Source organism: Paenibacillus xylanilyticus (assembly GCF_013359935.1).
In the GTDB taxonomy this organism is placed as follows: Bacteria; Bacillota; Bacilli; order Paenibacillales; family Paenibacillaceae; genus Paenibacillus; species Paenibacillus xylanilyticus.
The window spans coordinates 1-15100 of the sequence record NZ_JABMCB010000102.1 but is presented as its reverse complement, the minus strand read 5'-3'; the positions used below and the strand labels follow the sequence as shown (position 1 = coordinate 15100).

Below are 15100 nucleotides of genomic sequence, written 5' to 3'. Positions count from 1 at the left end.
TGTTACACAACCGCTGGAAGGTACGCCGATCACAGCTACAGTAGTAGCCGGAAGCAAAGCTGGAGAGTATATCGTGACGTATCATAACGGAGCACAAGAAACAGTGAAAACACTCACTGTAGCCTTCGTAGTCCAAGCTGCCGCACCTGTCATCAGCAACGTTTATTTCAAAGCGGAAACATCGGATCCTCACATGATTGTTCATCGGGATACGGTGAAACTGACATTCATTACGAATCAGCACGTTACTCCGCTGTCGAACTTTAAAATTAACGGTAGCAACATCACGTCGTTCACGTCAATTGAGCAGAGGGACGGGGTATGGGAAAATATCGCAACATATATAACGGATGACTCTGAACCTTATGGACGTATGAACTTCCAGATCAACGTGAAGAATGATGCAGGTCTGTATTCGCTCACAACAGAAGAAACGAGCGATGCCAGCTATGTTGAAGTAATGAAACGCTCGAACCTTCAGATTTCTCCTGAAGGTAAGCCGGATGCAGTAACCGATCAACAATTTACGATTCCTGTTTCGATCCAAGGGGATGATCTTGGGACGTTATTTTATAACAATAAAGTAAGGTACTTTGCCTTTCTGTGGAACACTACCTCTGATGATATTACGGTGGGTTCACTCTTCGGCGAAGCACCTGAAGTCATGCATGATGGTAAAGACGGACAACCACTGGTGCTAGCATGGGGATCGGACGAAGGACATCCTTTGAAAGATTATGCAGATGCCTATGCGACAGGGGTAACATCCGATCTTCCGATTACATTCCATAAAGAGGGGACTTTTGTAATTAATTTCTCTCTTCGTGCAATAGACAGCATTTACGGCGGACCATGGGTGTCCTCTGCTACTACTGTAACAGAAGATATGCCTAGTTTTTTCAAAGTAGAGAATGTCAAGACTTCAGCAACATATGGTTTTGACCTTAATGTGGCAGATAGCTATGAAAAAAGAGAGCTGTTGTCACAAGCACCGATAGGAGATAGCCCAGAAGAACTTGCTGGGCTGAACCCAGTGCACGTGAAATTGAAGGAACTTACCCCTGGAACGGTATATGAAGGCAAGGCACGTATCGCTCCGATTGGTGCACAAAACGTACAGCTTTGGGCGAAAGACTCAGCCGGTAACTGGTATGATATCAATCAAACCGGGTGGGGCCCAGCAGAAGGATTTGACATTAACCTGGAAACCACAACAGAAGTGTATGTACTGGTGGGTATAGAGGCAGGCGACCAAGTTGAATTGACCTTTAACCTGGTGGAAGCCGCTAATACTACCAATGTGATCGCAACGAAGAAGATATCGGCGAATGCTGTAGACGTAACGCTTCACCCATAAGTGTAATTAATGTATTAGAAAGACCTTTGTTGCATAACGAGAGGGCGTCCCTAACATGGGATGTCGAGGGACAAGTACATGGTCCCATTGAAGTCGCTATTTTAGCGGCTATTTTATTTTATCGGTACAAGTTCTTGTCCCGAGCCATGGACAAGAACTTGTACCGATTGCCGAAATGGACAAGAACATAGTCCGATTGCCGATTAGATGGATATCTAAATATCGATCACATGCACTTAAAGCTTCATTAAGTATCATAAAACATGAACATGTTCACATTGTTATGTGACAACTGACAAGGTGAGAGGTTAAAGACGGTTGCTCGGTATTAATAAGGCGACTTATCTGACTGAAAATAGCTGCTGAGGACAAGAACTTGTACCGATTACCGTGTTGGACAAGAACATGTTCCTATTGCCGATTAGGCGTGTATCTAATCGTCATCTTGCCTTCAATTCATTAAACTAAGGCAGGATAGTTCGTTTTAGTCATGAAGAACCGTATCCATAAATAGCGTGGGAAATTTTAGTGTGGACTAAAAAAATCAGATGATAAGAAAAGCTTACCCACCACTGCACTTACCTGTTGGTACAAGGTTCAATCGCGTAAGTACTATTGACGTAAACACTCTTTGTAAGATGTGAAGTACTGATATCCTATCTGTGCGAACTCGTTATAAAGGGTGTTATTTTCATTTTGCAGAAGGTTTATAATTAATCTAACACCAATAAGCAAGAAATTTTGAAGGAATTGAAATGGCCGATGTATGTAAAAAAATCATTTTATAGGAATAAATGAAGAATAAACATTTGAGAAAATATCCTTTTCCAGAAATGTTTTTCAATTATGTAACGTCTTTTAAGGTAATACAATTAAATTTGGAAGTGGGTTCTAAAGATGCGAAAAACAAGTGTTTTATTTTTGCTTGTTGTGTTTATGCTGGTAAGTGTCGCTTGTAATACAACGAGTGAAAAAATTGAGGGGAGTTCTGGTACCGAAAGAGCAATTCAAGGGAAAATCATAATTAATAAATTACCGATACGCACAACAATTCAGGAATACAAGCTTCATACTCAAAAGGATGTAATCCTTGAAGTTGAAGATTCTTCGAACACCACATAGTTTACTGATGCGATTAAGGATTCAAAAAATAAGCGGAATAGCTAATGTAGCTTCTCCAAATTATGAAGTGACCATTCAGAACGATGGTAATGAAATTTCGTGTTATTTATGGATCAATATTAACGACAAAACGAAGAAAAGTAATGCGATGTACATGAATAAAGATGATACGGACACTGGGTACAAAATATCAGTTGAAAAAACGGAGTCACTTATTAAATTAATTAATGAGATCGATAGGGGATGAAAACAGTAAACAACGATGCTGACAAAGGTACAAGTTCTTGTCCCATTCAAAGTCGCTATTATAGCGGCTTTTTTGTTTTATTTTTTTTATTATGAAATCTGAGACCGGGTTGTCGAGGAACAATAACTTGTACCGATCGCCGGAATGGACAAGAACATAGTCCTATTACCGATTAGGTGAATATCTAAAGTGGAAGTGGTGGGTCTCTTTTGAGTGACTAAAACGCTGAAGGCTGGATTATGATCAAAAGACCAGCTTCAATACTCGGAAGTATATCAACTGGAACTTTAATCCCATTTGAAATGGATATAACAAGCTCGTCAATAAGCACTTTAGCAAAGAAATGTAGAGGATGGCGAATGTGCTTTTGTATCAAAGAGTGAAAATATTATCTAGATCGTACTTTGTCCTGACTTGTACTTGTAGAGGGACAAGAACTTGAACCGATTACTGTATTGGACAAGAACATGGTCTTATTACCGATTAGGAATATAACTAATCGGTCTTTTCTTCGTTAAATCATTAAGCTAACGAAGGGTAGTTGAATGTCCGTAAAGGTATAAAAAAAGGATCGTAGCTTTTCTGCACCGATCCCTATTTTCAACCGTTAGTGAAAACAGAAGCATTTTCTAATTAAAAGTTGCATTTAGATGGCTTACAATTTTTTGAGCATCATATTTTACCCAACCCAATAAGGCTGAACCCCTAGAACTTTGCCAAGGTAGCCCGACAAAATACAATCCAGCAACCTGGGAAACACCTTCAGTATGTTGAATTTGGCCATGCAAATTAAATGCGTCATGTATATCAATCCATTGGTCATCTCGCCTGAATCCAGTAGCCCAAATTATATTATTCACCTTGATCTGAGTCCCATCCTCAAATGTAATATAGTTGCCACTAGCGTTCAGTGCCCGAGGAGCAACACATACTTCTCCGCTTTTAATTAGTCGTTTCAGATCATATCCATATACTTGCTCAGTCTGGTTTTTTAACCATCTACCAACTGGACTCTGAGTCTTAGCACGGAGAAACCCGAGTTTTTCAAAGTACCAGAAGATGCTTCGATTCATAATGTACAAAGGCTTAAACGCAATCTCCCGTGCTATGGATATGTATATTGAGTTGTTTCTATTTTGATCTTTTGCCAGCTCCACTGCTATTTGAGCACCAGAGTTTCCTCCACCAACAACCACCGTGTTTCCAGGTCTTAACTGTTCCGGATTTAAGTATTCTGAAGAATGCAACTGGATAATTTCATCTGAAAAGGACTTGTAAAAGGGCGGGATATTGGGGACTTGGAAAGGGCCTGTTGCAACGATAATTTTACGCGCCTCCATTATACCACCATTGGATGATTCTACTATGAAGTGTTTATCCTTCTTACGAAGTCGTTTAATTAAACATTTCAACATGATGGGTAACTCCATGTGATTTGCATATGATTCAAGATAACTTGCAATCTCATCTTTACTCGGTAGACCATTTTGATCCCCATTCAACAACATTCCTGGTAATCCATCATACATGCGAGGTGTGAAGAGATGGAGTGATTCGTATCGGCGACGCCAAGAATCGCCTATTGATGGTGCAGAGTCCAAAATCATAAAGTTTAAACCCGTTTGTTTTAAGTAATACCCTGTGGCTAATCCGGCTTGTCCTGCACCAATAACTAACACATCGTACATAGTTATCCTCCTTCAATTGAGTAATCAACTTCAATCAAATTTTCGTTTGATTGAATAATTATAATATGGTAAGGTAACAATAATCAAATACAACTTTGATTGACTGGAGGGTATATTTATGAAGGACAGTTGTGAAATTTACTGTTATGACGAGCCTAAAGTTCGTAAAGTACAAAAGGCATTAGAACAGCAAGATATAAAGGGCATGGCCAAGATGTTTAAAGTTCTGGCCGATGAAACTCGAATGAAGATCGCGTTTGCTTTATGTGAAGAGGACGAGCTTTGTGTTTGTGACGTGGCCAATATTACAGGGTCCTCACTTGCAACTGCATCTCACCATTTGCGATCACTAAAACAGCTTGGAGTAGCTAAATACAGGAAAGAAGGAAAGTTGGCGTTTTATTCACTGGAAGATGAATACATGCGCCAATTAGTTCATTTAGCTTCAACACATAGCAAGGAGTCGATGTTGCATGCAACAACATGAAGAAGAAAACAGTAATAAAGAGGTCTATCGTGTACAAGGGTTCACCTGTACAAACTGTGCCGGTAAATTTGAAAATAACGTAAAAAGACTTCCTGGTGTCACAGACGCACAAGTTAACTTTGGGGCAGCCAAAATAACCGTAATGGGAAATGCAACTGTTGAAGAGCTGGAAAAGGCAGGCGCTTTTGAAAACTTAAAGATAACGCCTGAAAAGCAACGAGTTATAGAAAAGAAAGAGCCATTTTGGAAAGAGAATTGGAACGTGCTTCTCTCACTTGTATTGATGGCGGCAGGTTACTATTTGGCCTCGTACTATGGTGATGAAGCCATGGTTCCTGCATTGGCATTCGGTACCGCCATTATTATTGGCGGGTATGAACTATTTAAAAAAGGGATCAAGAACCTGTTTCAGCTGCAATTCGATATGAACACACTGATGACGGTTGCCATTATCGGTGCAGCTGCTATAGGAGAATGGAGCGAAGGCGCTGTTGTTGTGTTGCTCTTTGCCATTAGCGAAGCGTTAGAACGCTACTCTATGCAGAAAGCACGTCAGTCGATCCGTTCACTTATGGATATTGCTCCCAAGGAAGCGCTAATTCGACGTGGTTCTGCTGAGATGACCATAAGTGTTGATGATATTCAGGTTGGAGATGTAATGATCGTTAAGCCAGGACAAAAATTGGCTATGGATGGAGTTGTAATACAAGGAACGTCAACGCTAAATCAGGCAGCAATCACGGGAGAATCAGTTCCGGTCGCTAAAACTGTGGACGATGAGGTGTTTGCCGGAACACTAAACGAAGAAGGGCTGCTTGAAGTCAGAGTTACCAAGCATGTAGAAGATACGACTATATCTAAAATTATTCATCTCGTGGAAGAGGCTCAGGCTGAACGAGCACCATCTCAAGCTTTTGTCGATCGGTTCGCAAATTACTATACGCCTGCGATTATGGTGTTGGCTTTGGGTATCGCCATTATTCCGCCTTTGCTAGGTGGGGACTGGGGAGACTGGATATATCGTGGGTTGTCCTTGCTTGTAGTAGGGTGTCCTTGTGCACTGGTCATTTCTACCCCGATTTCTATTGTTACTGCAATTGGGAATGCCGCGAAAAACGGTGTATTGATTAAAGGTGGTATCCATCTCGAAGAAGCTGGGCGCATTTCGGCTGTTGCATTTGATAAAACAGGTACCCTTACTAAAGGATTTCCGGAGGTAACGGATATTACTGTATTTGGAGAACATATTGAGAGCGATATGCTTTCCATTGCTGCTGTAATTGAAAAAGGATCACAACATCCACTAGCATCAGCAATTGTGCGCAAAGCGGAACAAATGGGAGCCGACCTCTCCATTTCAGTTGAGCACTTTCAGTCAATCACAGGGAAAGGCGTCAAAGCTTCGGTGGGACAACAGCTATATTATATTGGTAGCCCTAAGCTTTTTGATGAATTGGAAGCTGAGGTATCCAGTCCAATATGTCAACAAATTATCACGCTTCAGACTCAAGGGAAAACGGTAATGGTGCTGGGGACACAACACGAAGTCCTTGCCTTAATTGCGGTTGCCGATGCCGTACGTGATTCGAGTAAGGCTGTAATTAATGAATTGCATTCTATCGGTGTAAAAAAGACGATCATGCTCACTGGTGACAACCAAGCGACAGCTAACGCAATTGGGCAGCAGTTAGGTGTGGCAGAAATTAAAGCGGATCTATTACCTCAGGACAAATTGGATTACATTAAGAAACTCCGCAGTGAATACTCTCATGTAGCGATGGTGGGTGACGGAGTAAATGATGCGCCTGCACTCGCTGCTTCCACTGTGGGTATAGCCATGGGAGGCGCAGGTACGGATACTGCTCTAGAGACTGCTGATATTGCACTGATGGCAGATGATTTAAGAAAATTGCCTTACACAATCCGGTTAAGCAAAAAAACACTGTCTATTATCAAACAAAACGTAGCCTTTTCCTTAGGAATAAAATTGCTAGCGTTAATACTTATCGTTCCCGGATGGCTTACCTTATGGCTTGCGATTCTGGCTGATATGGGGGCAACTTTGATTGTAACCCTGAACAGCTTAAGGCTTTTAAAAATACAAAAACAAAAGTAATACGATCCGACCGCTGAAAGGCGGTTTTTTTTGTAACTGCTATACTCCTTACTTACAATTGAATTGAACTACCCTACTTGTTAGGTTGACGAAAAACAGCCGACTAATTAGTCGGCTGTCTACTTGAATTATAATATTGCGTTCTATTGGGTCTACAACAAACTTATGCTTCTAGCATTAATTAAAGCATGAAACTCTTAGAACGGCCAATGTACGAAAAACTAAGGGTTGAGTAACATGAATAAATCTCTAAAGAGATGGTTTTACTGTGCCGACACCAGTCAAAACTCAGTTATACAACTGTAATAGTCCCATAATACATATACATCCCACAATTGAAATGATATGTTCCAGGTTTCAAATCATCTAAAGTAATGTAGTTATCTCCCTTTTCAAGGTAAACATCAATATCTAGATCTGTAGACTCAACACTTTTTATACAAGTATAACCTGTTTTTTTTATGAAATTTATTTTTGTTGGAACACCGGCTTTGACGACAATATTTTCTTGGCTAAAACCATTGGATTTTACATCCACTGAAATAACTTGGTAGTCTGTATTTTCTTGATTTGAACTATGTTCATTACTTTGAGAAGAAACTACAGAGGTTCGATTATCATGATACTGATTAAATAGCAGCAAACCCACTGAAACAGTTCCAAAGGCTACCGTAATTATACCCGCAATAAAAGGTATGCTGATCCCACTACTTTTTGTTTTATTGGTTTTAACTGCATCTAAACTTGTTAATTGAAGAACAACACAAAATATAAGGATAAATACGATATCAATAAACAATGCCATGATATAGGTGAAACCAAGCATAGATCCGAGCATGGCTCCCATCATTCCACCCATGATTCCAGCTAACATGCCATCTAACGATGCCAGTACACTAATAGGCTTTCCTGTAAAGTAACCGATCCCCAAACCGAATAAAATAGCGATGATGGAAGGGACAGCCAAGTCGTGATCAAACACAATACCTAGTTGAAAACCAAGGGCAAGACTAGACATCATTCCGATGCTCATGGCAATCATCATTCCAGGCATACCTTTGACTCTATCCTTACGTCTATAGGTATTCAGCACGACGTATCCGGACAAAACGATAATCATTACTATGCTTAATAATGTAAGTAACATTATAATAAGCCTCCCGATATATAAAATTTTAAATAATCATGTACTACACATTGTAGTGCATTTACAAAAAGAATACAGTTTAAATTCGAAAAATTCAGTGATTGTTCAAAAAAAATCCGGTATTTGCACATAGTTATAGACAAATGTACATTGAAGTTCTCGACTTTTGATAAAAAAAGTAGAGAGAACGGATATACAGTATAGGACTGATAAAAAATAGAGAATACATTTCCATTTATTTTTATAACAAAATTATATAGATATGCTTACCGATATCCTCTAATATCTGTATCAATTGTTTTCCGATCCCTTGCCGCGAGGATCACGATGAATTTAAATGGAGAGGTCACCGACACCGTTATAAGCGCTTCTTGAGCTATATGAATTGATAGAATCCCAACCTACCACTAGACTATTCTGTTCGGCTACAAGTACTGAGTAACGCCCCTGGTGCTTGTTAAACCATTCTGACATGTAAGCTTCATCTTTGATATCTGTTTCTAGCGTGGCAATGCGGTCTTCAATACCTTGGTTATAGATAGTTAAAATCCTTCTCAGAGCGTCTTCGGCAGCTTGCCGCTGAATTATCATGTTGATCAATCCTATATTTTGTTGTGTATATGTTTATATATCACAATGTAATTTGAAATGGGAAGGGGATTGAAAAAAAACATTTGCATTTTGCAAATAATAAGGGTATAACTATAACAAGAGGTGAGGTCATTGGAAAACAACGTAAGAGAGATGTTTCAGATCATGACACGACGTTTTGGAATACTGGATAAAAACTGCTGCACCGCAGGAGGGCTGGATATTTCACTTGTTCAAAGTCATATCATTTATGAAATTGATCGTAAGCCTAATCCATCCATTCAGCAGGTGGCAGATGCACTCTCCATTGACATCACGACGTTTAGCCGCCAGGTTCAAAGTCTCGTAAAGTTGGGTTTGGTTCAAAAAACGCCTTTACATGAAGATCGACGGATTTACATCTTATCCTTGACTACACAAGGTAAGTTTGTTGCTACGGTCATTGATGAGCAGATGAATGATTATTTAAAAGAAGTCTTTTCGCATATGTCTGAATTTGAACGGGATATGGTGATTAACGCCGTCAAACTGTTAAATGAAAGTATGGCAAAATCAAGCGTATGCTGTACACCACTGGGATAGTACTTATCCCGTTTATTTTATAAAATACTTGCAAAATGCAACTAATTATGAGGAGGAAACTAAAATGATTAAACATATTCCTGTGAACCAAGTGAGCTGCTGCGAAGCACCAGTACAAGAGAAGGGCAAATTACCTGTTGTAATCATTGGAGCTGGACCGGTTGGTCTTGCGGCAGCAGCACAACTCATATCAAAAGGTGAGCCGTTTATGTTGTTTGAAGCTGGAGATGAAGTGGGGGCAAACATTCGAAAATGGGAACATGTACGACTGTTCTCGCCATGGCAGTATAACATCGATAAAGCTGCTAAAGAGTTGCTGCAAAAGGCGAATTGGGTTGCTCCACAGAACGAAACAATCCCAACGGGTAAGGAGGTTATTGAGCATTATCTAAAACCTTTGGCTGCGCTACCTGAAATAAGTCCAAATGTGCATTTGAATACGAAAGTTACCGCGATCAGTCGTAAAGGGTTAAGTAAGGTGAAAACAAATGGGCGTGAGAAACTGCCGTTTGTGATCCATGTTGAACAAAGCAGATCTTCGTTTATTTATGAAGCGCGGGCTGTTATCGATGCGTCTGGGACATGGTCCAATCCCAACCCGCTTCGTTCAGACGGTGTATTTTCAGAAGAGGAAATAGCACTAAAAAGTCACATTTCATATGGCATTCCTGCGGTATTAGGAAAAGAGAGAAATCGTTATAGCGGAAAGAAGGTGCTTGTTGTAGGGAGCGGACATTCTGCGATTAACACGTTGCTTGAACTTGCCCGGCTTCAAAAAGAGGAGTCGGGAACTGAGATCGTTTGGGCTATTCGCAAATCAAATATTGAGAATGTTTATGGCGGACGAGAATTAGATGGGCTTCAGGCAAGGGGAGAACTGGGTAATCGGATTCAAAAAGTGGTTGAATCCGGTGCAGTAAAGGTCCTGACAGCATTTCATATTGAAAAGCTCCAAAAACAAGGTGAACAGATCCAGGTTTCCGGAACCATTGAAGATGAACAACTGGTTATTGATCACATCGATGAAATTGTAGGTAATACAGGTTCTCGCCCTGACTTATCAATGGTGCGAGAAGTAAGGGTATTAACCGACCCAAGCTTAGAATGTGTTTATGAACTTGCACCATTAATTGACCCCAATGTACACAGCTGCGGTACAGTTCGACCACATGGCGAAAAAGAACTCCGTCAACCAGAAAAGAACTTTTATATCGTAGGTGCCAAAAGTTATGGAAGAGCGCCAACCTTCCTCATGGCAACGGGATATGAGCAAGTCAGATCCATTGTAGCAGCACTAGTGGGAGATATGGAATCAGCGCAAAAAGTAGAACTGGAACTGCCGGAGACGGGGGTTTGTAGTCTAGGTGCGAGTAGCACGGAAAGCTGCTGTGAACCGGTTCAAGTGAAGGAAACAACTTCGGATTGCTGCTCACCTTCAAAAACGGGAAAAGCAGGATCAAATTCTTGCTGCTGATAATCAAGAATGTAGAGCTACTGCACCCGAATCGTGATGCAGTAGCTTTTTTATAGAAGGAGGGAGAAAAATGAAAAACTTGGTATATGATTGCATCGTTATTGGTGGTGGTCAATCCGGTTTGGCAGCAGCCTATTACTTACAGGAAGCTAAACGGAACTTTATCATCCTTGAAAAAAGTGAAGAGCATTTAGGATCTTGGGCAAATTACTATGATAGCTTAACGTTGTTCTCACCTGCACCGTATTCCTCATTGCCAGGACTCCCATTTCCAGGCGGTGCAAATGTTTATCCGACCAGAGATGAGGTTGTTCAATACTTAAAGTCTTATGCGGCTACATACCATTTTCCCATACACTCAAGGCAAGAAGTAATCAAAGTGGATAAGGAAAGTAATATCTATACAGTCCATACCTCAAGCGGAGAACAGTTTCGTACACAGTCCATCATTTGTGCAAGCGGGGCATTCGTGAATCCTCATATTCCAGACATTCCTGGCATGCATGAATTTAAGGGGGAATTGCTTCATGCGAAGGACTACCGAAATGAGAAAGAGTTTAAAAACAAACGGATCATTGTTGTGGGAGGAGGCAATTCGGCGGTCCAAATAGCGGTTGAACTTGCTAAGACGGCGCATGTAACGATTGCATCCAGAAGCCCGATCAAATTCAAGCCGCAGGTTATTGCAGGGAAAGATATTCACTTTTGGCTAACCATACTTAGGCTTGATCAATCCAATTGGGGCAAACGATTATTGCAAAAAAGCAGTGACGGTGTCCTTGATACCGGTATCTATAAAAATGCTATCGATCAAGGTAAGCCGGATGCCAAACTGATGTTTAAAGCTTTTACGGGAAATGGGATAGTGTGGGCAGATGAGACTCGTGAAAATGTGGATACCGTTATTTTTGCCACAGGGTATATTCCGAATTTCGAATATCTTAGTGGATTGAATGTTCTTGACGCATCAGGTGTACTTTTAAAACAAAGCGATGAAAGAATTCATTTTGTAGGTATACCGTGGCAGACCTCTTTTGCTTCTGCGACGATTCGAGGCTCAGGGAAAGATGCGAAAAAAGCTGTACATTCGCTTGTGAAAAGATTGTGAGCTATCGAATCTCAGGAGGATGTTATAATTGGTGATTATAACTATTCTTGAGGTGACTATAATGAAGGGCACACTTTTGTATACCGCAGCACAACTTAATGATGCAATTTTAAAACAATAGCACGTAGAGGTATATTAGCATGATGAATTATTAGATCAAGGTGGAGTCATTGAGTATCAAATTAAAGATATAGTTAAGATAAAAGACGGTCATTATTTTATGAAGTCAAAATGTGAATTTCTAGTTCGTGAGTAAAGTCGGTATTCTTTATTGCCGACTTTTTTGATGCACTAAAATCCTTTATATTCGTGATTGCTTATATAAGTGGTTTGTTATATGCTTATATCATTAAATGAAGCCGACAAGACTAATCACAGGGGGTGTACATATGGAACAAAGAATTCAGGAGATGGCTGAGGCGTATAAGTTATTTGCTGATAAAACACGTTTGACCATAATAGCGCTACTTCAGGAACAGGAACTTTGTGTATGTGATATCACAGACATTATTGGCATGTCACAACCAAACGCCAGTCAGCATCTTCGAAAACTAAAGGCAGCCGGTTTCCTTAATGAAAAGAAAAAAGGGCAGTGGGTCTACTACTCTCTTAATCCAGATGCAGAAGCATATGTTCAGTGTGTGTATCCGTATCTGCCATCCATGAAAGAAAAAATAGCAGGATTGAAAAACTGCTGCGGTCCTCAGGAGGAAGCATGACCATTATCGCGATATTAATCTTTTTGCTAACACTGACTTTTGTGATTTGGCAACCTAAGGGACTTAATATTGGATGGTCAGCGTCAGCTGGAGCTGTCCTTGCACTTCTTTTTGGAGTCGTGAGTCTATCCGATGTAGGTACGGTTACAGGGATTGTATGGAACGCCACGCTTGCTTTTGTAGCTATTATTTTAATTTCACTGATTTTAGATGAAATTGGATTTTTTGAATGGGCTGCTCTACACATGGCAAGGCTCGCAAGAGGTAATGGCAAGCTGATGTTCGTTTATGTTGTGCTGCTTGGGGCAGGGGTGGCAGCGTTCTTTGCAAATGACGGAGCCGCACTGATCTTAACGCCCATTGTGCTTGCTATGGTCCGAGCGCTCAAATTTGATCAAAAGATGATTTTACCTTTTATTATCGCTAGTGGTTTCATTGCAGATACAACTTCACTTCCGCTCGTCGTGAGCAACCTCGTCAATATCGTTTCTGCCGATTACTTTGGTATTGGCTTTGTGGAGTATGCAAGTCGTATGATTGTTCCGAATTTCTTTTCAATATTTGCAAGTCTTCTGGTCCTGTTCTTGTTCTTTAGAAAGAATATTCCAGGGAACTACGAAGTCAGTCAGCTCAAAAAGCCAGCCGAAGCGATCAAGGATAAGAAACTGTTCAACATATCTTGGGTGATCTTAGTCGTACTACTGATTGCTTACTTGATGAGCGAGTTCATTCAAGTTCCGGTGTCTGTTATCGCTGGGGTTATAGCCATCTTGTTTATATTAGCTGCAAGGCGGAGTCACGCTATTCAAACATGGAAGCTCATTAAAGGAGCTCCATGGGCAGTCGTGATTTTCTCCATTGGTATGTACGTGGTCGTTTATGGACTGCGAAATGTGGGATTGACAGATGAACTGGGGAAGGTCATTCAAGCTATTGCCGACCAAGGGCTCTACATCTCCACACTGGGTATGGGCTTTCTAGCTGCAGTATTGTCTTCGGTTATGAACAATATGCCGACGGTGATGATTGATGCGCTTGCTATTGATGGAACCAGCACGCAAGGTGTCATCCGGGAATCGCTGATTTATGCCAATATTATTGGCAGTGACTTGGGTCCCAAAATCACACCGATTGGATCGCTCGCCACACTTTTGTGGCTACATGTACTGTCCCGCAAAGATGTAAAAATCACGTGGGGAAGTTATTTCAAAATCGGAATTGTGCTCACCATTCCAACGCTCTTTATCACGTTAACAGGACTGTATTTGTGGTTACACTTGATTCATTCAACAAACATAAACGTTTGGTTAATGATTGCCGTAATCACAGTAGCATTGGTTGTTGTTGCTGTGATCATAAAAACGTTGATTAACTCAAAAATGAGCGAAGCGAAAATACAAGTAAGCCAAACCAAAGACAAAGGAGATCAATAATCATGAACAACAAACCACTTGTTTACTTTTTGTGTACAGGAAACTCTTGCAGAAGCCAAATCGCCGATGGATTTTTAAAGGCACTTGGTAGTGACAAATATGAGGTGAGAAGTGCTGGGTTAGAGGCACATGGCTTAAATCCTCGTGCTGTTCAAACGATGAAAGAAGCTGGAATCGATATTTCGAGTCATACATCCGATGTGATTGATCCTGAGATTTTAAAACAAGCAGACTACATCATCACGCTTTGTGGTCATGCTAACGATAATTGTCCAGTTGTACGTAATGATAAAGCTGAAAGATGGCACTGGGGCTTCGAGGATCCAGCCAAGGCGACAGGTACAGAGGAAGAAATCACAGCTACATTTGCTGAGGTTCGTGATTCAATTAAAGCTCGCATTGAGCAATTCTTGAAAGAAGGTAAGTAAAATGGATCATGCCGAAAAGAAATACCATGCCCTTATTGCTGAACAAGTATTTATGGGCGGAGCTGCCGACGTAGAGGCAATGGTTCTGAACGAAGGCATTGAGGTCGTGGTGGATCTTCGGGAGGAAGCAACAGAGGGCGCGTATCCAGCAGATCATGTGAAGTGGGTAAAAGTTCCGCTTGATGACAACACGAAAGAAAACGAAGCCGAACTTTTTAAACAAGCGATTGATGAGGTTGTTGGAGCGTATAACGCCGGTAAGAAAGTTGCTTTTCACTGTGGGGGAGGCAAGGGTAGAACGGGGACCGTCGCAGCTGGAACACTGTTAGAACTAGGATTAGCCAGTACAATTGAGGATGCTGAGTTAAAGGCAAAACACATCAGAAGTATCATTAATATTAAACCAATTCAAAAGGAATTATTAAATAAAATATTCTGAAACAAGGATTTTAATCATTACGCTCCCTCGAAATGATTCAGTTTTCTCACTCAGGCTCATGAATTCGCAGGATTTCATCCTATAGTTAGTACGAAGAAGAGGATGTGGGCGGAGCCGGTGGCGAAAAGACGTAAAAATAGGCATGCGGGAATAAAGGTGAGT

At 40.8% G+C, this 15100-nt stretch carries 15 protein-coding genes; 12 read left to right on the top strand and 3 right to left on the bottom strand.

Annotated elements, in window-relative coordinates; translation table 11 throughout:
• The 3 genes from HP552_RS01005 to HP552_RS35985 all read left to right on the top strand — a co-directional run.
• Window positions 1-1357: hypothetical protein (locus HP552_RS01005; RefSeq protein ID WP_217506277.1), on the top strand; the 1357-nt coding region annotated here is incomplete at its 5' end.
• 897 nt (window positions 1358-2254) lie between these two features.
• Window positions 2255-2479, top strand: coding sequence for a hypothetical protein (locus HP552_RS01000; RefSeq protein WP_152532794.1), 225 nt, complete (start codon window positions 2255-2257; stop codon window positions 2477-2479).
• 7 nt (window positions 2480-2486) lie between these two features.
• Window positions 2487-2726, top strand: coding sequence for a YhfM domain-containing protein (locus HP552_RS35985; RefSeq protein WP_488199307.1), 240 nt, complete (start codon window positions 2487-2489; stop codon window positions 2724-2726).
• A gap of 629 nt (window positions 2727-3355) precedes the next feature.
• Here HP552_RS35985 and HP552_RS00995 read toward each other — a convergent pair.
• On the bottom strand, window positions 3356-4414 hold the full coding sequence (locus HP552_RS00995; RefSeq protein ID WP_024634450.1) for a flavin-containing monooxygenase: 1059 nt from the start codon (window positions 4412-4414) through the stop codon (window positions 3356-3358).
• A gap of 118 nt (window positions 4415-4532) precedes the next feature.
• Here HP552_RS00995 and HP552_RS00990 point away from each other — a divergent pair, with 118 nt between their 5' ends.
• Window positions 4533-4901 (top strand): ArsR/SmtB family transcription factor, encoded by a 369-nt coding sequence (locus tag HP552_RS00990; protein WP_024634449.1) that lies wholly within the window; start codon window positions 4533-4535, stop codon window positions 4899-4901.
• A complete protein-coding gene (locus tag HP552_RS00985) occupies window positions 4888-7017 on the top strand; it encodes a heavy metal translocating P-type ATPase (protein WP_175393892.1) in 2130 nt (709 codons plus the stop codon). Before HP552_RS00990 ends, HP552_RS00985 begins: the two co-directional genes overlap by 14 nt.
• A gap of 292 nt (window positions 7018-7309) precedes the next feature.
• Here the strand turns inward: HP552_RS00985 and HP552_RS00980 are convergent, their stop codons facing one another.
• Both HP552_RS00980 and HP552_RS00975 read right to left on the bottom strand, forming a co-directional pair.
• Window positions 7310-8164, bottom strand: coding sequence for a cupredoxin domain-containing protein (locus tag HP552_RS00980; protein ID WP_175393891.1), 855 nt, complete (start codon window positions 8162-8164; stop codon window positions 7310-7312).
• Window positions 8165-8497: 333 nt separating this feature from the next.
• Entirely contained in the window at window positions 8498-8755 is a 258-nt protein-coding gene (locus HP552_RS00975; protein WP_175393890.1) for a GNAT family N-acetyltransferase, read from the bottom strand.
• A 153-nt stretch (window positions 8756-8908) separates the two neighbouring features.
• Between HP552_RS00975 and HP552_RS00970 the strand changes: the two genes are divergently transcribed.
• From HP552_RS00970 to HP552_RS00940, 7 genes are all read left to right on the top strand, one after another.
• Window positions 8909-9337, top strand: a complete 429-nt coding sequence (locus tag HP552_RS00970) for a MarR family winged helix-turn-helix transcriptional regulator (protein WP_029881704.1) — start codon at window positions 8909-8911, stop codon at window positions 9335-9337.
• A gap of 64 nt (window positions 9338-9401) precedes the next feature.
• Window positions 9402-10811, top strand: coding sequence for an NAD(P)-binding domain-containing protein (locus HP552_RS00965; protein ID WP_175393889.1), 1410 nt, complete (start codon window positions 9402-9404; stop codon window positions 10809-10811).
• 70 nt (window positions 10812-10881) lie between these two features.
• Window positions 10882-11919: a flavin-containing monooxygenase gene (locus HP552_RS00960; RefSeq protein ID WP_175393888.1), complete on the top strand. Its 1038-nt coding sequence runs from the start codon at window positions 10882-10884 to the stop codon at window positions 11917-11919.
• A 389-nt stretch (window positions 11920-12308) separates the two neighbouring features.
• Complete coding sequence (locus HP552_RS00955) at window positions 12309-12638, top strand: ArsR/SmtB family transcription factor (RefSeq protein WP_175393887.1); 330 nt, start codon at window positions 12309-12311, stop codon at window positions 12636-12638.
• Window positions 12635-14071: an arsenic transporter gene (locus tag HP552_RS00950; RefSeq protein WP_175393886.1), complete on the top strand. Its 1437-nt coding sequence runs from the start codon at window positions 12635-12637 to the stop codon at window positions 14069-14071. Before HP552_RS00955 ends, HP552_RS00950 begins: the two co-directional genes overlap by 4 nt.
• Before the next feature lie 2 nt (window positions 14072-14073).
• On the top strand, window positions 14074-14499 hold the full coding sequence (gene arsC / locus HP552_RS00945) for an arsenate reductase (thioredoxin) (RefSeq protein WP_175393885.1): 426 nt from the start codon (window positions 14074-14076) through the stop codon (window positions 14497-14499).
• Window position 14500: 1 nt separating this feature from the next.
• Window positions 14501-14938: a protein-tyrosine phosphatase family protein gene (locus tag HP552_RS00940; RefSeq protein ID WP_029881670.1), complete on the top strand. Its 438-nt coding sequence runs from the start codon at window positions 14501-14503 to the stop codon at window positions 14936-14938.
• Window positions 14939-15100 lie beyond the last annotated feature (162 nt).